The organism is Pseudomonas sp. IPO3747 (assembly GCF_013385245.1).
Taxonomy (GTDB): domain Bacteria; phylum Pseudomonadota; class Gammaproteobacteria; order Pseudomonadales; family Pseudomonadaceae; genus Aquipseudomonas; species Aquipseudomonas edaphica.
This window is the reverse complement of sequence record NZ_JACAQL010000002.1, coordinates 223,066-241,970: the sequence shown is the minus strand read 5'-3', so window position 1 is coordinate 241,970 and position 18,905 is coordinate 223,066. Positions and strand designations below refer to the sequence as shown.

Here is an 18,905-nt window from a genome sequence, read left to right as displayed (position 1 = left end):
GAGGGCTTTTGTGGCGAGCGGGCTTGCCCCGCGTTGGGCTGCGAAGCAGCCCCATTACAAACACCTCGGTATATCTGGAAGAACGGGCTGGCTGGTTTCAGGGTGGCTTCGCCACCCAACGCGGGGCAAGCCCGCTCGCCACAACAAGCCCATCAAACCCATGAGTCAGCGTTTGACTTGCTTTAAGGTTTCGGCAATCAGAAACGCCAATTCCAGCGACTGATCGGCATTCATCCGTGGGTCGCAATGCGTGTGATAACGGTCAGACAAGCCATCTTCGGTAATCGGCCGCGCGCCGCCAATGCATTCGGTGACGTTCTGCCCGGTCATCTCGATATGGATCCCGCCGGCATAGCTGCCCTCGGCCTGGTGGACCTGGAAGAACTCCTTCACCTCGCCAAGAATCTGCGCAAAGTCGCGGGTCTTGTAGCCGCTGCTGGCCTTGATGGTGTTGCCGTGCATCGGGTCCGAACTCCACAGCACCTGCTTGCCCTCGCGCTGTACCGCACGAATCAGGTTGGGCAGGTGGTCGCCGACCTTGCCGGCGCCCATGCGCGCAATCAGGTTGAGGCGGCCTGGGTCGTTGTCCGGGTTGAGGATGTCGATCAGGCGGATCAGGTCCTCAGGCTTCATGCTTGGGCCGACCTTGACCCCGATCGGGTTGTTGACCCCGCGCAGGAACTCGACGTGGGCACCGTCCAGCTGACGGGTGCGGTCGCCGATCCAAAGCATATGGGCCGAGCAGTCGTAGTAGTCGTTGGTCAGGCTGTCGCGGCGCACGAAGGCCTGTTCATAGTTCAGCAGCAGCGCTTCGTGGGCGGTGAAGAAGCTGGTTTCGCGCAATTGCGGCGAGCTGTCCATACCGCAGGCGCGCATGAACGCGAGGGTTTCGTCGATGCGATCGGCCAGTTGGCTGTATTTTTCGGCCAGCGCGGAGTTGGCGATAAAGTCCAGGTTCCACTTGTGCACCTGGTGCAGGTCGGCAAACCCGCCCTGGGCAAACGCGCGCAGCAAATTCAGGGTGGCAGTGGACTGGTGGTAAGACTGCAGCAGGCGGTCCGGGTCTGGCACGCGGCTCTTTTCGTCGAAGCCGATACCGTTGACGATATCGCCCCGGTAGGCGGGCAGGGTGACGCCGTCGATGGTTTCATCGTTGGCCGAGCGAGGCTTGGCAAACTGGCCGGCCATGCGTCCGACTTTGACCACCGGGCAACCGGCGGCGAAGGTCATCACAATCGCCATCTGCAGCAGCACCTTGAAGGTGTCGCGGATTTTTGCAGCAGAAAACTCGGCAAAGCTTTCGGCGCAGTCACCACCTTGCAACAGGAAGGCGCGGCCCTGGGTCACTTCGGCAAACTGACGGCGCAATTCGCGGGCTTCCCCGGCAAACACCAGTGGCGGGTAGCTGGCCAGGCTTTGCTCCACCTGCAGCAAGTGCGCAGCGTCCGGGTACTGGGGTTGTTGCTGGATCGGCAGGGCGCGCCAGCTGTCGGGGCTCCAGGGTTGGCTCATCATGAACTCGATAGGTTGATTGACGGTCGGGCGCCAATGTTAGCAGCAATTAGTGCGTGACCTGTTGCCGCCGCTTGGCCGACAATCGCGCCTTTGCCGTGCGGTAAACCCTTTAGGAGTAGTGATGAGCGAGGAGCGTGTCGAGCGCCTGCTGGCTGAAGTCCATGATGATTTCGGCATGATTCGTGTGCTCGAAGTGGCTGATTACCGTTTTCTCGAGTTTGGCGATGCCATCGAGCAAAGCTGCGTGTTTACCGCCGACCCGAGCTGGCTGGAGTACGACTACACCCGCGCGATGTTGATTGGCGCGTTGTGCCATGAGCAACCGGAAAGCGCGCTGTTCCTCGGCCTGGGCGCCGGTACGCTGACCCAGGCGTGCCTCAAGTTTCTGCCGCTGGAAGACGTCGAGGCCATCGAGCTGCGCCCGGATGTGCCGCGCCTGGCCATCGAGTACCTGGGGCTGGATGACGACCCGCGCTTGTACATCCGTATTGGTGACGCGTTGCAATTGCTCGATACCGCCGAGTCGGCCGACTTGATTTTCGTCGACTTGTATACGGATGTTGGCCCAGGCGTCGGGCACCTGGCCTGGACCTTTCTGGAAAACTGCCAGAAAAAACTCAACCCGGGTGGCTGGCTGGTGATCAACCAGTGGGCGACCGATGACGGTAAACCATTGGGCGCGGCGTTGTTGCGCGGGTTGTATCACCGGCATTACTGGGAACTGCCGGTGAAGGAGGGCAATGTGATTTTGCTGGTGCCATCGGAGCTGGATCAGGAACTGGATATGGCAGCGTTGTCGGACCGCGCCGAGGCGTTGGCGCCGCGGTTGGGGTATTCGTTGCAGGCGTTGATCAAGGCGATTCGGCCGGCGACCTAGTTGCCTGTACTGACGCCATCGCGGGCAAGCCCGGCTCCCACAGTTGAATAGCATTTTCCGGTTGAAATGCATTCCACCTGTGGGAGCGGGCTTGCCCGCGATGAGGCCCGCACAGCCTACTCAAATCCCCTTGAACACCCCCGGCCGCTTCTCAACCATCGCCCGCACACCTTCTTTGGCATCTTCACTGTTCAACAGTTTCTCCACCACCACCTGCAACCCGGCCGCCGCCACGGCTTCACCTTCCATGCGTGCCTGGCGCGCCGACATCAACGTCGCCTGCACGCCCAGCGGTGCCTGGCGGGCAATGCGGCTGGCCAGTTCGATGGCGCGCGGCAGCAGGTCTTCACTGGCCATCACTTCCTGCACCAGCCCCAGACGCAGCGCCTCATGGGCGTCGAACTCATCGCCGGTCAGCAGCCAGCGCATCGCGTTGCCCCAGCCGGCGATCTGATGGAAGCGCAGGGTCGCGCCGCCAAACGGGAAAATCCCGCGCTGCACTTCCATCTGCGCAAAGCGCGTATTGCTGGCACAGAGGTTGATATCCGCCGCCAGCATCAATTCGATGCCGATGGTCAGGCAGTAACCCTGGGCCGCGACGATCACCGGTTTATTGACGCGGGGGCCGGCAAACACGCCCCACGGATCGCAGCCGCCCAACGGTGGTTGCCAGCCTCCCGACATCACGCCACTGACATTGGCCAGGTCCAGCCCGGCGGTAAAATGCTCGCCGTGGGCAAATACCACGGCCACCCGAGCGTCGTCGTTTCGATCAAATTCGCCATAGGCCAGGCTCAACTCATTGAGCAGGTCCAGGTCAAAGGCGTTGCGCTTGGCCACTCGATCCAGCCCCAACAGCAGGACATGACCCTGTAATTCACGGCTGACGCGACTGCTGCTGGCTTGATTCATCGGGGGTGGCCTCGGGGGCTTGGGTAGGGTTTTAGACCAGTGGGCCTTAATGGGCAGGTGAACCGTTTAAGTGTTGTGACCAACAGGGCCGGGCCTTTGAAAAATAGACCTTGGCGCGGGTATACGCAAAGAAGGTGACGCAGCGCGGTATATCGGCACTTTCGGATAAAAAAAGCTCCCTTTTTCAGCTATTTCCGGTATAGTGCGCGCCGGCCTTTAACCGGGCCGCGTTTAGGTAGCGCAATTCCCCGAAGTCAGCTTCGGCTGCACGTCCGCACAGCGGACTCTCCCTTGACGAATCTTTTTCATTCATTCGTTTTCGCAAATCCCCGCCGACAAAGCAGCCAGGGCGACTCTTGAGTCTCAACACGGCATGCGCAGCTTTGGAGCATGGGTCTTTGCGGATGCACTTAGAGGCAGACCCATGACCCAGGAAACCGGCGGCTTCGCCGCTTTTAATCTTAACCCGAACATTCTCGCTGCCGTCATCGCGACCGGCTACGAAGAACCTTCGGCTATTCAGCAGCAATCGATCCCGATCATCATGGCCGGCCAGGACATGATTGGCCAGGCGCAAACCGGTACCGGTAAAACCGCCGCGTTCGCCCTGCCTATCCTGCACTGCATCGATCCTGCCAAGCGCGAGCCGCAAGCCCTGATCCTGGCGCCAACCCGTGAGTTGGCGCTGCAAGTAGCAACCGCTTTTGAAACCTACGCCAAGCAAATGCCAGGCGTAACCGTTGTGGCCGTTTACGGCGGCGCGCCTATGGGCCCACAACTTAAAGCAATCCGTAACGGCGCACAGATCGTTGTCGCCACGCCGGGCCGTCTGTGCGACCACCTGCGTCGTGACGAGAAAGTGCTGTCGACCGTGAACCACCTGGTTCTGGACGAAGCTGACGAAATGTTGAAGCTGGGCTTCATGGATGACCTGGAAGTCATCTTTAAAGCACTGCCACCGACCCGTCAGACCGTACTGTTCTCGGCCACCCTGCCACAGTCGATCCGTGCCATTGCCGAACGCCACCTGCGCGATCCGCAACACGTGAAGATCCAGACCAAGACTCAGACCGTTACCGCGATCGAACAGGCTCACCTGTTGGTTCACGCTGACCAGAAGACCTCGGCTGTATTGAGCCTGCTGGAAGTCGAAGACTTCGACGCCCTGATCATGTTCGTGCGCACCAAGCAAGCGACCCTGGACCTGGCCAGTGCCCTGGAAGCCAAAGGCTATAAAGCCGCTGCGCTGAACGGTGACATTGCCCAGAACCAACGTGAGCGCGTGATCGACTCCCTCAAGGATGGCCGTCTGGACATCGTTGTGGCGACCGACGTTGCCGCCCGTGGCCTCGACGTTCCACGTATCACTCACGTGTTCAACGTTGACATGCCTTACGATCCAGAGTCCTACGTTCACCGTATCGGCCGTACCGGCCGTGCGGGTCGCGAAGGTCGTGCACTGCTGCTGGTGACTCCGCGTGAGCGCCGCATGCTGCAAGTGATCGAGCGTGTAACCGGTCAGAAAGTTGCCGAAGTCCGCCTGCCGGATGCCCAGGCCGTTCTCGATGCTCGCATCAAGAAACTGACCAACAGCTTGTCGCCGCTGGTGGCTGACGCTGAATCGACCCACGGCGACCTGCTGGACCGCCTGACTGCCGATATCGGTTGCACCCCACGTGCCCTGGCTGCAGCTCTGCTGCGCAAAGCCACCAACGGTCAGGCCCTGACCCTGGCAGCGATCGAGAAAGAACGCCCACTGGTACCGAACAACGCGCCACGCGGTGATCGTCCAGAGCGTACCGGTGACCGTCCAGACCGTGGTGATCGTGAGCGTCGCGCTCCGGTTCCATTGGCTGAAGGTCGTGCTCGCTGCCGTACCGCGCTGGGCGCGCGTGATGGCATCGCTGCCAAGAACCTGCTGGGCGCTATCCTCAATGAGGGTGGCCTGGCACGTGAAGCCATCGGTCGCATCCAGGTTCGTGACAGCTTCTCCCTGGTGGAGCTGCCGGAAGACGGCCTGGAAAAACTGCTGGCCAAGCTCAAAGACACTCGCGTTGCCGGTAAGCAGCTGAAGCTGCGTCGCTACCGCGAAGATTGATCCGCCCTTGGGCTGATTGATCGCAGATAAAAAATCCCCGACTGGTTCGGGGATTTTTTATGCCTGGCATTTCTTTCGGATCAGCACCCGATCAAATGTGGGAGCTGGCTTGCCTGCGATAGCGGTGTATCAGTGGCAAATAGGCTAACTGAACCACCGCTATCGCAGGCAAGCCAGCTCCCACCTTTAGATTTCTGTTAGCCGAAACGATAGATGTCCATCCCCAGAGCGCCCAAGGTGAACCCCTGATGCGCCACACTGAAATCGCCTCCGGCGCCCCGTGCAAAGTACAACGGCAACAAATGCTCATCGCTGGGATGGCTGCGCACGGCATGCGGCGCCTGGCGGCGGTAGTCGTGCAGGGCCGCTTCATCGTTGGCGGCAAGTTTATCCACCACCCAATCGCGAAAATCCCGCGCCCACGGCTCGATGCTCTCAGGGCCGGCGCGCCAGTTCAGCTCACCCAGGTTATGGGTGATGCTGCCGGAGCCGATCAACAGCACACCCTGTTCGCGCAGGCTCGCCAGGGCATGCCCGACTCGGGTTTGCAACGCCGGGCCCATGCGGCTAGGCAAGGAAACCTGCACCACTGGAATATCCGCCGCCGGGTACATCAGTGACAGCGGCACCCAGGTGCCGTGGTCGAAGGGGCGGCGTTCATCGAGTTGCGCGTCGAGGCCATCGGCTTGCAGCAGCCCGACGATTTGCGCGGCCAGCTGCGGGTTGCCCGGCGCCGGGTACTGCACGGCAAACAGTTCGGGAGGGAACCCACCGAAGTCGTGCCAGGTTTGCGGGGCGGCGCTGCCAGTGACGAGTAATTGGTCGCTTTCCCAGTGCGCCGATACCACCACAATCGCCTTTGGCCGTGGCAGTTCAGCCGCCAAACGGCGCAGCGCCGGGCCACTGGCACCGGGTTGCAGGGCGAGCATGGGCGAACCGTGGGAGATAAACAGGCTGGGGAGCATAAGTCGGGTCCTGAGGGTTAACATAGGCCCATCTTCAATCAGATCATTGATCTAAATCTAATATAAGTTTTAGCGCCTTTTGATCGAATTTTCAGGGTGATTTATGGAGCCTAAGTTTTGGCAAGAGCGCTGGGCGCGCAATCAGATTGGCTTTCACCTGCCTGACGTCAACCCTTACCTGCAACGGCATTGGCCGAAACTGGTACTGCCGGTTGGCGCAAAAGTGCTGGTGCCGTTGTGTGGCAAGAGCCTGGATATGATCTGGCTCGAAAGCCATGGGTATCGCGTAATGGGCGTGGAATTGTCGGAGCAGGCGGTTGAAGCCTTCTTCAATGAGCAATCGTTGACGCCGCATATCCGCCAGCAAGGCGCGTTCAAGGTGTATGCGTCCGGCTTGATCGAGGTGTGGTGCGGCGACTTCTTCGCTGTCGACGCCGAGGCGGTGAGCGATTGCACTGCACTCTATGATCGCGCGGCGTTGATCGCTCTGCCGCCACTGATGCGGGCGCAATACGCTGAGCACCTCAATACGCTTCTGCGTCCGGGTTGCAAGGGGCTGCTGATCACCCTGGACTATGATCAGACGCAGAAGGCTGGGCCGCCATTTGCGGTGGCTGACGAAGAAGTCAGGGTATTGCTGGGCTTGCGTTGGAGCCTGACTGTACTTGAAGAGCAAGACATCCTGGGCGAGAGCTGGAAGTTTGTGCAGGACGGCGTTACGCGGCTGGAGGAGCGTGTGTATCAACTGACTCTGCGTTGACTATTGCATCGCCATCGCGGGCAAGCCCAGCTCCCACAGTGAATGCGTTCCAATGTGGGAGCCGGGCTTGCCCGCGATGGCGTTATCAGCACCTACAAAAAAGGGGCGATCAAATCGCCCCTTTCTGTGTCGCATCAGCCCCGACGACGCAGCGCGTCGATACGCTCCTCCAGTGGCGGGTGGCTCATGAAGAAGCGGGCAAAGCCTTGCTTGATGCCACCGTTGATGCCAAACGCGGTCAGGCTGTCGGGCATGTGTACCGGCAGGCCCTGTTCGGAGCGCAGGTGTTGCAGCGCTGCGATCATTGCACCGGTGCCGGCCAGGCGGGCGCCGGCTTCGTCTGCGCGGAACTCGCGTTTGCGTGAGAACCACATGGTGATCGCACTGGCCAGGAAGCCCAGCACCACTTCAGCAAAGATGGTCGCCACGAAGTAAGCGATACCACGGCCTTCTTCGTTCTTGAAGATCACCTTGTCGACAAAGTTGCCGATGATCCGTGCGAAGAACATCACGAAGGTGTTCACCACGCCTTGTACCAGCGCCAGGGTGACCATGTCGCCATTGGCTACGTGGCCGATCTCGTGGGCCAGCACGGCCTTCACTTCGTCGTAGGAGAAGCGTTCGAGCATGCCCTGGCTCACCGCAACGAGCGCGTCGTTCTTGTTCCAGCCGGTGGCGAAGGCGTTGGCTTCATAGGCGGGGAAGATCCCGACCTCAGGCATCTTGATGCCGGCCTCGCGGGACAGTTGCTCAACGGTTTGCAGCAACCATTGTTCATGCCGGGTGCGTGGCTGGGTGATGACCTGGGTGCTGGTGCTCATCTTCGCCATCCATTTGGAGATGAACAGCGAAAACAGCGAGCCGGCAAAACCAAAGACCGCACAGAAAACCAGCAGCTGATTGAGGTTCAGATCAACCCCGTTGGCCGCCATGAACCCGTTGAAGCCGAAAAGGCTCAGGGTGATGCTGGCAATCAGCACGACCGCCAGGTTAGTGGCCAAGAACAGCAGGATGCGCATCATGGTTGTAGAGTTCTCCTCATGCTTAATATGTCGCGTACTGCGGGGTATATAAGGTGCGGCCTAAGGTGATTCAACCGAGCGACTATTTCAAACTGTGTCCTACAGCATCAATGTAGAGCCTTGAAGGGAATTTCTGACCTGGAAAGTGACGGGTGATCACCCCGCTCATGGCTTGGCGCCCTGTAATTACAAGGGGTTGACCGGTGCGTGGTGTGCAGCGGCGAGCGAGGAGGGAAGGCAGGCTAGAGAAGTGTTGCCAGATACTCGCTGTACGACCGAATGGCGGTCGTACCGCGACTTTTAGGTTACTGGCGATAGGACTTGAGGAAGTTGCCGATGCGACCAATGGCCATGTCCAGGTCATCCACACGCGGCAAGGTCACCACGCGGAAGTGATCCGGCCACGGCCAGTTGAACGCCGTTCCCTGCACCACCAGCAGCTTTTCCGACAGCAGCAGGTCGAGCACGAATTTCTCGTCGTTGAGGATCGGGCAGACTTTCGGGTCGATGCGTGGGAAGGCATACAACGCGCCCATGGGTTTCACGCAGCTGACGCCCGGGATCGCGTTGAGCAGTTCCCAGGTGCGGTTGCGTTGCTCCAATAGACGGCCCTGGGGCAAGACCAGGTCGTTGATGCTCTGGTAGCCGCCGAGAGCGGTTTGGATCGCATGTTGGCTCGGCACGTTGGCGCACAGGCGCATATTGGCGAGCATGTCGATGCCTTCGATGTAGCTCTGGGCATTGTGCTTGGGGCCCGAGATGGCGATCCAGCCGGAGCGGAAACCCGCCACCCGGTAGGACTTGGACAGGCCATTGAAGGTCAGGCACAGCAGGTCCGGTGCCAGGGAGCCGGTGCAGATGTGCACGGCGTCGTCGTAGAGAATCTTGTCGTAGATCTCGTCGGAGAACACCACCAGGTTGTGCTGGCGCGCCAGTTCGAGCATGCCCAGCAACACTTCTTTGGAATACACGGCGCCGGTGGGGTTGTTCGGGTTGATGATCACCAGGGCCTTGGTGTTCGGGGTGATCTTGGCCTTGATGTCGGCCAGGTCCGGGAACCAGTCCGCGCCTTCATCGCACAGGTAGTGCACCGGGTGGCCGCCGGCGAGGGTCACGGCAGCGGTCCACAGCGGGTAGTCGGGCGCCGGCACCAGCACTTCATCGCCATTGTTGAGCAAGGCCTGCATGGACATCACGATCAGCTCGGACACGCCATTACCCAGGTAGATGTCTTCGATGCCGACACCTTCGACCTGCTTTTGTTGGTAGTACTGCATCACGGCTTTACGCGCGCTGAACAGGCCCTTGGAGTCGCTGTAGCCCTGGGCTGTCGGCAGGTTGCGGATCACGTCCTGGAGGATTTCGTCCGGCGCTTCGAAACCAAAAGGCGCCGGGTTGCCAATGTTCAGCTTGAGGATGCGATGGCCTTCCTCTTCCAGGCGTTTGGCGTGCTTGAGCACTGGGCCGCGAATGTCGTAGCAGACGTTGGCGAGCTTGTTCGATTTGCTGACCTGCATGGCGATGTGATCCTGAAAATGAACGATCCAGACGGCGTGGACACTACCGTACTGCGAAACCTGCGGGGCTCGCACCCATAAATACGTTTGAATGCCGGTAGCGCGGGTGCCAGACTGGCGTTTTGAAGAGGCGCAATCATACGTGCCGCCTGATCCATGGAAAAGACACAGATCAGGGTTTTTCAGTTGCCGAGGTGTATCGATGGATAAGTTGCAGAAAACCGTTGAAGAATGGAAGGCGATGCTCGATCCGGAGCAGTACAACGTGTGCCGTCTCAAAGGCACCGAGCGACCTTTCAGCGGCAAATACAATGCCACCAAGACTGATGGCGTGTACCACTGCATTTGCTGCAATGAGCCGCTGTTCGATTCCACCACCAAGTTTGATTCCGGCTGCGGCTGGCCGAGTTTCTACGCGCCGATTGCCGACAGCGCGATGATCGAGATCCGTGACATCAGCCACGGCATGATCCGCACCGAAGTCACCTGTGCCAAGTGCGACGCGCACCTGGGGCATGTGTTCCCGGACGGTCCGCCGCCCACCGGCCTGCGTTACTGCATCAACTCGGTGTGCCTGGACCTCGTTCCACGCTGACTGATCGTTCCCACGCTCCGCGTGGGAACGCCTCCTGTGACGCTCCGCGTCACGACTTTAGAAGCGAACGCAGAGCGTTCTGGGCTGCATTCCCACGCGGAGCGTGGGAACGATCTATGTGCAGGCATCACTGCGGTCAATTAAATTGCACGCAATTGAATTGCCTACTACCTTTATAGCTCTTTATCCGTATCCGAGGCGCTGCCATGAGCGACAACCTGCTGAGCATCCCGTGCACCACCATCAAGGGTGAGCAAAAGACCTTGGCCGATTTTGCCGGCAAGGCCATTTTGGTGGTCAACACTGCCAGCAAATGTGGTTTCACCCCACAATACAAAGGCCTGGAGCAGGTTTGGCAGCAGTACAAGGACCAGGGTCTGGTGGTGCTGGGCTTTCCCTGCAATCAGTTCGGCAAACAGGAGCCAGGCAACGAAGGGGCGATTTCCGAGTTCTGCGAGCTGAACTTCGGCGTCAGCTTCCCGCTGTTCAAGAAGATCGACGTGAATGGCAGCGACGCCCACCCACTGTTCGTGCAACTTAAAAAACAAGCGCCGGGGATGCTGGGCTCCAAAGGTATCAAGTGGAACTTCACCAAATTTCTGATCGGCCGTGATGGCAAGGTGGTCAAGCGTTTTGCCCCGACCACCAAGCCCGAAGCCCTGACCCAAGAGATTGAAGCCCTGCTCAAATGACCGACTTGCCCCGCGTGTCCCTGGCGCTGGACGACCAGCTGTGTTTCAAGCTCTATGCCGCGTCCCGAGCGGTGACGCGGGCTTACAAGCCCATGCTCGATCAGTTGGGCCTGACCTACCCGCAATACCTGGCGATGCTGGTGTTGTGGGAATGGCACTGCGCGACCCCAACGCAACCCACGGTCAAGGCCCTGGGCGAGCGCCTGATGCTGGACTCTGGCACGCTGACGCCGCTGCTTAAGCGCCTGGAACAGCTGGCGCTGGTGCAGCGCCGGCGCAGCGCGCTGGATGAGCGCGAGGTGCATCTGAGCCTGAGCCCCGCGGGCGTACAGTTGCGCGACCAGGCCCATGCCCTGAAAACCCGGCTGCTGTGCGACAGCGGTGTGGACCTGAACCAGGCCGACGTGTTGCGCAATGGTCTGGACGAGCTGCTGGCGCAGATCAAAAACTTGTCGAGTTCGGCACCCACAGGTCCAGCAGGGCTTTGAGCTCTTCGCGACGAAACGGTTTGGCCAGGTAGTCATCCATTCCCGCCGCCCGGCAGCGCTCGCGTTCTTCCGCCAGGGCGTTGGCGGTCAGGGCGACGATAGGCAGCTCCGGCCAGCGCCCGCTGCGGCGAATCTGCCGGCTGGCCTCGTAGCCGTCCATCACCGGCATATTGCAGTCCATCAACACCATGTCGAAGCGCTGCTCCTCCAGCAACTTGAGCGCCTCGCCGCCATGGGCAGCCACAATCACTTCGCAGCCGAGCTTGCTGAGCATGCCCTTGGCTACCAATTGATTGACCGGGTTGTCCTCCACCAGCAGGATGCGCGCGCGATGTGCCAGGGGCACGGCTTCCATCTGGACAGGGTCGAGGATCAGTTGCGCCTCGCTGCGCAGGTTGCGCTGCAGAATCTGATACAGCGCGTTGCGGCTCAACGGGCGTGCCTGTTGCTGCAGCGGCATCAGAGCCGCGACTTCTTCGCTGGGCATGAAGTTGCCATAGGCCGTCACCAGCAGGATCGGCGCGCTGATGCCTGGGCGCAGGCGGAACAGGCACTCCGGGCAATCGGTGATCAGCAGGTCGGGGGCCAGCCCGGTCAGGTCGTCATCCTGGGAGTAACAGCGCAGCGCCAGCCCCCAAGCCGGCAGCAAGGTGCCGAGCAATTCCGCCAGGCCACTCCCGGTGTTGGTGATGGCGATGACTTCGCCCAACAGCGGCGCTTGTCGTGCGGCCGGCAAATGTGTGGGCAGCGGCAGGTCGGCGCAGAACTGGCTGCCAAAACCGACTTCCGAGCTGATGCTCAAGCGGCCCTTCATCGCTTCACACAGGTTATGCGTCAACGCCAGCCCCAGCCCGGTGCCGCCGAACTGGCGTGTGATACCCGCACCGGCCTGGGTAAACGGCTGGAATATTTTCACCTGCGCTTCCTGGGCAATGCCGATGCCGGTGTCACAGACTTCGATTTTTACCCGGCCATCCTCGGCACTGAGGCGCACGTCCACACGCCCGAAGCGGGTGAACTTCAAGGCATTGGAAAGCAGGTTGCTGACGATTTGCCGCACCCGTGTCGGGTCGCCAATCACCTGCGCAGGAAACAGCGGGTCGATCAGGCAGGTCAACTCGACACTCGGCGCCGCGTTCTGCGACAGCAGGTTGGCGGTGTCTTCCACCAATGAGCCGAGGTCGAACGGGATGCGTTCGAGCTCCAACTGGCCGGCGTCGAATTTCGACAGGTCGAGGATATCGTTGAGCAGTTCCACCAGCACCTTGCCCGAATCGTGGGCGATGGACAGTTGCTGGCGTTGTTCGGTGTTCAGCGGGCTGTCGAGCGACAGCGCGATCATGCCCAGCAAGCCATTGAGCGGCGTGCGGATCTCATGGCTCATATTGGCCAGGAACGCGGCGCGCGCCTGGGCCATGGCCAGGGCGGTCAATTTGGCGGCTTCGAGTTCATCGTTGGATTGGCTCAAGCGCTGGTTGCTGGCCTTAAGCTCCAGAGTGCGTGCCGAGACGATATCTTCCAGTTGGCCCAGGTACTCGGTGAGGCGGTCCTCGGCATGGCGCCGTTGCTGGATTTCGGTCTGCATGTTTTCGAATTGCTGGTTGGCGACGTTCACCAGCACGCCGATTTCATCGTTTTCGTGACCTGGCGGGCAATCCAGGCGGGCCTGCTTGCTGGTGCTCAAGGCACGGATGATGCGCACCAGTGGCTGAGTCAGCATCACGTAGAACAGGCCCAGCAGAATGCCTGTCAGCAGCAGGCTGCGGGCGAACCCGTTGAGCAAGGTTATCTCGGCGCGGTGCAGGAAACGGCTGCCAAAGGCGTAGGTGTCGACGTCCAGGCGCAGCACGCCGAGGGAATCCTCGGGCATGTGGCTCAGGAACAGTCGATCTTCAAACAAGCGGTTGGCGCCAAACAGGAAGTCACTGATGGGCCGGTAGGCGTTCTCTTTGCGCGGCCGGTTCACGTCGGCCAGTACCACGCCATTGTTATCGACCAGTTGCGCGTGGGTGATGGCCGGCGAGTGCAACAGGCCCAGGGTCAGTTCCTGGGCAAGTTCGGCATCAATGTTGTAGGCGATACGTGAGGCAGGGTTATGGCTGATTTCGATCAGTGAGCGTATTTCACGGTTGATCGAGGCGTCTTCGCTGGCATAATCAATGCCGATTTGGATCAGGCTGAGCAAGGTTCCCAAGACGAAACCGACCAGCACAGTCAATCGAGCTTGTTTATAAGACAAGCGGTGGGCGAACTTGATATCCATCGGGTGTTGAACCACTTCACGTTTCCCTTCGCCCGGCAAGCATAGCTGAACATCCACAGGCTTTGGCTTGGCCGGCATGAATCGTTTTATACGCAGCCTCGTGGGGTCTGCCACAGGGTTGCCAATACGCCATCTTTTGCAAGAACTTGCCAGAGGAATAATCGTGGATTCTCGATTGAATGCCTTTCTTGAGCGGGCCGATGCGGTCCTTGCGCGCCTGGAACCGCTGTTACCTGCACCGCGCCAAGCCATCGATTGGAATAACTGCCTCGCCGCCCGTTGGCAGCGCGAAGGCCGTACTGGCTTTTTGCTCCCGCTTGAAGTGAGCCTGGACATGCGCCTGTCCGACCTTATCGGCGTGGACAAGCAACGTGAGCAACTGGCTCGCAACACTCAGCAATTTCTCGATGGCCTGCCCGCCAACCATGCGTTGCTGTGGGGCTCGCGCGGCACCGGCAAATCCTCCATGGTGCGTGCTTTGCTGGCCCAGCATGCCAAGGCCGGTTTGCGCCTGATTGAAATCGAGCGCGATCACCTGGCTGACCTGCCGCGCGTGGTCGAGCAACTGCTCAAGCTGCCGCAACGGTTCATCCTGTTCTGTGACGACCTGTCTTTCGAAGCGGGTGAGGGCGATTATCGCGTACTCAAAAGCGTACTGGACGGCTCCCTTGAGCAAGCGCCGGAAAATGTGTTGCTGTATGCCACCTCCAACCGTCGTCACCTGGTGCCGGAAAACCAGAGCGACAACGACAATTGGAAGCGCGTGGACGGTGAGTTGCACCCCAGCGAGGCGGTGGAAGACAAGATCGCCTTGTCCGACCGTTTTGGCCTGTGGCTGTCGTTCTATCCGTTCAGCCAGGAACACTTCCTGGATGTGGTCGAACACTGGATCGGCGAACTGGCCAGCAAGGCTGGCTTGCAGTGGCAGCGTGATGAAGCCCTCGACATCCTGGCCGTGCGCTGGGCCACCGGGCGTGGCAACCGCAACGGCCGTTGCGCGTATCAATTCGCCCGTTACTGGGTGGGTCTCAAGTTGTTGGAGCGTCAACCATGATCGATTTACAACAGGCCGGCACCGGCCTGGATGGCTACGCCATGCTCTGCGCGCAGCTGGAATCGCTGCTCGCCGATGAGCGTGACTTTATCGCCAACAGTGCGCAGTTCTCGGCGTTCCTGTTCAACCAGTTGGACGACTTGAACTGGGCGGGCTTCTACCTCAATCGCAATGAAGAACTGGTGCTTGGCCCGTTCCAGGGCCAGATCGCTTGCGTGCGTATTCCCTTCGGTCGTGGCGTCTGCGGTGCGGCGGCGGCATCCCGGCAAACCCAGCGGGTAGAAGATGTGCATGCGTTCCCAGGCCATATTGCCTGTGACAGTGCCTCCAACAGCGAACTGGTGGTGCCCTTGGTCAAGGATGACCTACTGGTGGGTGTCCTGGATCTGGACAGCCCGTCGCTGGCCCGTTTTACCGCGCAGGACCAGGCGGGCATCGAGCAGTTGGCGGCGATTTTCCTGCGGTTGACCGACTGCTGATCCCGCAGGAGAGGGTCGGCCGCCGTTATTGGCTGTCCAGCTTATGGAGCTGTACTTGCAGCGTCCTCTCAAGCTCCAGCATGAGTTTTTCCAGGGCCTTGACCCCCATGTCTATCGTGGGGCGCTCCTCGTTGCGGGCGCAGGCCAGCTCCAGTGCTTCGCATTGCGCGGCCAATGCACTTGCCTGGACGATGCGCGCGGCGCCCTTGATCTTGTGGGCTTGCTCAATGATCGCCTGGGGCGCTGCCTGGCGGGCCATCAAGGCCACCAGGTCCTCGCGGTCCTGACGGCTGCTGCTTAACAGTTGCGCAAGCAAACGCTGGCTCAACTGCGGGTCGCCTCCGGTCAGTGCGTCCAGGCAATCGAGTTCCAGCCGCTGGCCGCTGGATCGGGGTTTGATCTGCGCCAGTTGCTGCTCCAGTGCAGTGAGGCTGATGGGCTTGAACAGGCAGTCATTCATGCCCGCCTGCGCACAGCGAAGTTTCTCCTCGGGTTGGGCATTGGCGGTGAAACCGAGGATCACGCAGGGCACCTGCTGTTCTCGCTGCTCGTATTCACGGATCGAACGGCTCAGCTCATAGCCATTCATGATGGGCATGTTGCAATCGGCAATCACCAGGTCGAAGTGCTCCTGGCGCCAGGCCTGAAACCCTGCGGCGCCATGTTGGGCTGCCGTGAACTGGTGCCCGAGGTAACCTAATTGCTGGCACATCAGCAAACGGTTCGCCGGGTGGTCGTCCACTACCAGCACATTGAGCACCGCCGCGGCTGTCGGCGCCTGAGACTTGAGCTCGTCCAGCGCTTCAATGGGCTTGAGGCAGGTCATCTTCAGGCTGACCTGCACTTGAGTGCCCACCATTGGCACGCTGCTCAGGCTCAGTTGCCCACCCATCATCTCGCACAGGCTGCGACAGATCACCAGCCCCAGGCCCGCTCCGCTCCTGGCCAGGTGCCCGGAGTTGTCCGCCTGGGCAAAGGGTTCGAACAGGCGCAATTGGTCGTCCCGGCTGATGCCGATGCCTGTGTCCTCGACTACCAGCTTCATCTGCACCTCTTGGGGCTGCTCGGTGGCTTGCACCTGCACCTTGATCTTCACCTGCCCGCGCTCGGTGAACTTGATCGCGTTGCTGACCAGGTTGGACAGCACCTGCTTGAAGCGCAGCGGGTCTATCAGCACGGCGGTGTTGTCGAGGTTGGGGTCGAATTCGAGTAACAGGCTGAGGGTTTTCTGGCGGGCCAGACCATCGAAGACGCGCACCACCGATTCGATCACTTCGCGCAGGTTCACGCGCTCGGGAGCCAGGCTCAGGCGGCCGGATTCGATACGTGCAATGTCGAGGATATCGCCGATCAGCTCCAGCAGGTCCTTGGCCGAGTTGTAGGCCACTTCGATAGCCGGACGGTCGAGATGGCCCTGATCGGCGCGCTTGAGCGTCAGTTCCAGCATCCCGATCACGGCATTCATCGGCGTGCGGATTTCATGGCTCATGGTGGCGAGGAAGGTGCTTTTGGCGCGGTTCGCCTCGTCGGCGCGTTCCTTGGCAGTGCGCAACTCGTCGAACAGTTGGCGCCGGTCACTGATATCGATCCAGCCACCGATGATGCCCTGGACTTCGCCGTCCGAGTCGCGATAGGGCAGGATCCAGTGGTAGATCGTGAGTTTTTTGCCGTGAATGTGCAGGGTGCGATCAAGGATCAGCGGAGTGCCTTCCACCACCACCCGTTGGTAGTCGGCATGGTACTGCGCGGCTTCAGGCGCCAGGGCCATGTCCATTTGCACCACACTCTTGCCGATGACCTCTTCGCGTTTGACCCCGAACACTTGCAGGTAGCTGTCATTGCAGGTCTGCAACAGGCCCTTGCGATCACGCACATAGATTGGGTGCGGTGTTTCATTGACCAGTGCGCGCATGAACTCGAACTGGTCATTGAGGGCGCGCTCGGCCATTTTGCGGTGCTTGATCTGGCGGCGCATGTAGGCGTTCCAGGTCAGGGAAATCAGCAGCAGCAACCCGGTGCCAATGATGATTTGCGCAATCAGTTGGTGGTAATTGCGCCAGTAACTGTCCGAGGCTGGCGTGTAACCGCGCCAGCGGCTGTTGATCACGCCCATTTCGTCCGGGGCAATGCTCAGCAGCGCCTTGTCCAGGATTGAGCTCAGTTCGACGGCACCGCGCGGCGTGGCCAGGGCGAAGGTGGCGGGCAGCGTGCCAATGCTGGCGCTGATCTGCAGTTTGTCCTGGAACACCTGGGAGGCCAGGAAATAGTTGGCGATGACCAGTGAGTTCACTGCCCCGTCCACGCTTCCCTGAGCCAGCATTTCCGAGGCCTTGAAGGTATCGCTGACTTCCACCAGGCGAATCTGTGGGAAGTTCTCTTGCAAGGTTTTTTCCAGGGGGTTACCGAGGGTGATTGCCAGGCGCTTGCCTGCCATCTGCTCCAGGTTTGTGGCCGCGTCGGGCTCCTTGCGGGTCAGCAGGACGTAGGAGTTTTCCAGGTACGGGCGGCTGAAGCTGAGCTGAACCTCGCGTTCGGTGCTGGGGACGATGGCCCCGATGATATCGGCTTTACCCGTGGTGAGCTGCTCGATCATCGTGCTGACTTCGCGACTGCGCTGTATTTCAAAACGCAGGCCGGTGCGCAGGCGGATCAGTTCCAGCAGGTCGGCGGTAATACCGCGAAAGTTGCCGTCGGCATCGAAGAACGTCAGCGGCGCGAACGTCTCATTGACCACGACTTTTACCACCGGGTGATCTTTGAGCCAGCGCTCTTCACGCTGGGTCAGTTGCAGTTTCTTGTCGGTCAGCAAGATGTCGCTGCCGGCGCTCCAGCGCTTGGCAATGCTGTCTCGTTCATTAACGGGGACGGCCGTCAGCACCGCGTCGACGATGCTCTGTAGAACCTCCTGATCGTGACGCAAGGCGAAGCTGAACCCATAGGCTTCATGCTTGCCGAAGTTGGCCATGTGGATATTTTTGAGGTAGCCCTTGTTGATCATGTAATGGGTGGAAATAGTGTCCCCCAGAAACACGTCCGCCTGATCGAACGCCACGGCATTGAGCGCGTTTTGATAGGAAGGAAAGGCGCGGATATCCGCCTGCGGGTATAACTTTTCCACTTCGTTCAGCGGCAGGTAGTGATAAACAAGGCTCAAGCGCAGGCCAGCCAGGCCATCGCTTAAACTGCGCGTTTCACCTTCGCGGGTCACCAGTACGGGCTGGTCCACCGCATACGGCTGCGACAGGATGAGTTTCGGGTTGGCGGCCTCAAAGCCATTGGATGAGCCCAGCAGGTCGATTTCCCCGGTTTCCAGCGCATGGATCGCGGCGTCTCGTGTCGGATAACGCAATACCTTGACGGGCAGAGCCATGGCTTTGGCCAGCAGCCCTGCGTAATCGGCGGTCAGGCCTTCATAGTCGCGACCGCTGGAGGTGAGGTCGAAGGGCGGATAGTCGGGTGCCGAGGTGCCCAGTACCAGCTCACGTTTGTACATTAGCCACTGGCGCTGGGTCTTATCCAGCTGAATATCGAGTTGAACGGTACCCGCGCGGCTCAATAAGGTGAAGTGTTCCGGTCCGATTTGAGGGGCCGCGGGCACGGTAGTGCTCAAGCACAGGCCGGCCAATAATATAATCAGATAGTCCTTTATACGCCTTGGCATCCGCTTT

The 18,905-nt window shown here is 60.2% G+C and carries 15 protein-coding genes; 8 read left to right on the top strand and 7 right to left on the bottom strand.

Features of this window, described 5'->3' with window-relative positions:
- Window positions 1-165: 165 nt before the first annotated feature.
- A complete protein-coding gene (locus tag HX790_RS02325) occupies window positions 166-1,512 on the bottom strand; it encodes a class II 3-deoxy-7-phosphoheptulonate synthase (protein WP_017136160.1) in 1,347 nt (448 codons plus the stop codon).
- A 124-nt stretch (window positions 1,513-1,636) separates the two neighbouring features.
- On the opposite strand from HX790_RS02325, the gene HX790_RS02320 reads away from it, so the two are divergent.
- A complete protein-coding gene (locus HX790_RS02320) occupies window positions 1,637-2,392 on the top strand; it encodes a spermidine synthase (RefSeq protein WP_017136161.1) in 756 nt (251 codons plus the stop codon).
- A gap of 120 nt (window positions 2,393-2,512) precedes the next feature.
- On the opposite strand, the gene HX790_RS02315 is transcribed toward HX790_RS02320, so the two are convergent.
- The gene (locus HX790_RS02315) at window positions 2,513-3,304 is read right to left on the bottom strand and encodes a crotonase/enoyl-CoA hydratase family protein (RefSeq protein WP_017136162.1); all 792 of its coding nucleotides are present in this window, start codon (window positions 3,302-3,304) and stop codon (window positions 2,513-2,515) included.
- 424 nt (window positions 3,305-3,728) lie between these two features.
- Here HX790_RS02315 and HX790_RS02310 point away from each other — a divergent pair, with 424 nt between their 5' ends.
- Window positions 3,729-5,402, top strand: a complete 1,674-nt coding sequence (locus tag HX790_RS02310) for a DEAD/DEAH box helicase (RefSeq protein WP_017136163.1) — start codon at window positions 3,729-3,731, stop codon at window positions 5,400-5,402.
- Between the two features lie 197 nt (window positions 5,403-5,599).
- Here HX790_RS02310 and HX790_RS02305 read toward each other — a convergent pair whose 3' ends face one another.
- Window positions 5,600-6,367, bottom strand: a complete 768-nt coding sequence (locus HX790_RS02305; RefSeq protein ID WP_138451885.1) for a class III extradiol ring-cleavage dioxygenase — start codon at window positions 6,365-6,367, stop codon at window positions 5,600-5,602.
- A gap of 103 nt (window positions 6,368-6,470) precedes the next feature.
- On the opposite strand from HX790_RS02305, the gene HX790_RS02300 reads away from it, so the two are divergent.
- Entirely contained in the window at window positions 6,471-7,127 is a 657-nt protein-coding gene (locus HX790_RS02300; protein WP_176991186.1) for a thiopurine S-methyltransferase, read from the top strand.
- Between the two features lie 134 nt (window positions 7,128-7,261).
- Here HX790_RS02300 and htpX read toward each other — a convergent pair whose 3' ends face one another.
- A complete protein-coding gene (gene htpX / locus HX790_RS02295) occupies window positions 7,262-8,149 on the bottom strand; it encodes a protease HtpX (RefSeq protein WP_017136167.1) in 888 nt (295 codons plus the stop codon).
- A 305-nt stretch (window positions 8,150-8,454) separates the two neighbouring features.
- On the bottom strand, window positions 8,455-9,666 hold the full coding sequence (locus HX790_RS02290; RefSeq protein WP_017136168.1) for a pyridoxal phosphate-dependent aminotransferase: 1,212 nt from the start codon (window positions 9,664-9,666) through the stop codon (window positions 8,455-8,457).
- A gap of 202 nt (window positions 9,667-9,868) precedes the next feature.
- On the opposite strand from HX790_RS02290, the gene msrB reads away from it, so the two are divergent.
- From msrB to HX790_RS02275, 3 genes are all read left to right on the top strand, one after another.
- Window positions 9,869-10,261 carry a peptide-methionine (R)-S-oxide reductase MsrB gene (msrB, locus tag HX790_RS02285; RefSeq protein WP_017136169.1) on the top strand — a complete coding sequence of 131 codons (393 nt, stop codon included), beginning with the start codon at window positions 9,869-9,871 and terminating at the stop codon, window positions 10,259-10,261.
- Between the two features lie 206 nt (window positions 10,262-10,467).
- Window positions 10,468-10,953 carry a glutathione peroxidase gene (locus HX790_RS02280; protein WP_017136170.1) on the top strand — a complete coding sequence of 162 codons (486 nt, stop codon included), beginning with the start codon at window positions 10,468-10,470 and terminating at the stop codon, window positions 10,951-10,953.
- On the top strand, window positions 10,950-11,441 hold the full coding sequence (locus HX790_RS02275; RefSeq protein WP_017136171.1) for a MarR family winged helix-turn-helix transcriptional regulator: 492 nt from the start codon (window positions 10,950-10,952) through the stop codon (window positions 11,439-11,441). Before HX790_RS02280 ends, HX790_RS02275 begins: the two co-directional genes overlap by 4 nt.
- Here HX790_RS02275 and HX790_RS02270 read toward each other — a convergent pair.
- On the bottom strand, window positions 11,395-13,704 hold the full coding sequence (locus HX790_RS02270; RefSeq protein WP_176991185.1) for a response regulator: 2,310 nt from the start codon (window positions 13,702-13,704) through the stop codon (window positions 11,395-11,397). The genes HX790_RS02275 and HX790_RS02270 overlap by 47 nt on opposite strands.
- A 163-nt stretch (window positions 13,705-13,867) precedes the next feature.
- On the opposite strand from HX790_RS02270, the gene HX790_RS02265 reads away from it, so the two are divergent.
- A complete protein-coding gene (locus tag HX790_RS02265; protein WP_017136173.1) occupies window positions 13,868-14,758 on the top strand; it encodes an ATP-binding protein in 891 nt (296 codons plus the stop codon).
- Complete coding sequence (locus HX790_RS02260; protein WP_176991184.1) at window positions 14,755-15,237, top strand: GAF domain-containing protein; 483 nt, start codon at window positions 14,755-14,757, stop codon at window positions 15,235-15,237. Before HX790_RS02265 ends, HX790_RS02260 begins: the two co-directional genes overlap by 4 nt.
- A 25-nt stretch (window positions 15,238-15,262) precedes the next feature.
- Here HX790_RS02260 and HX790_RS02255 read toward each other — a convergent pair whose 3' ends face one another.
- Window positions 15,263-18,898, bottom strand: coding sequence for a transporter substrate-binding domain-containing protein (locus HX790_RS02255; RefSeq protein WP_099549064.1), 3,636 nt, complete (start codon window positions 18,896-18,898; stop codon window positions 15,263-15,265).
- Window positions 18,899-18,905 lie beyond the last annotated feature (7 nt).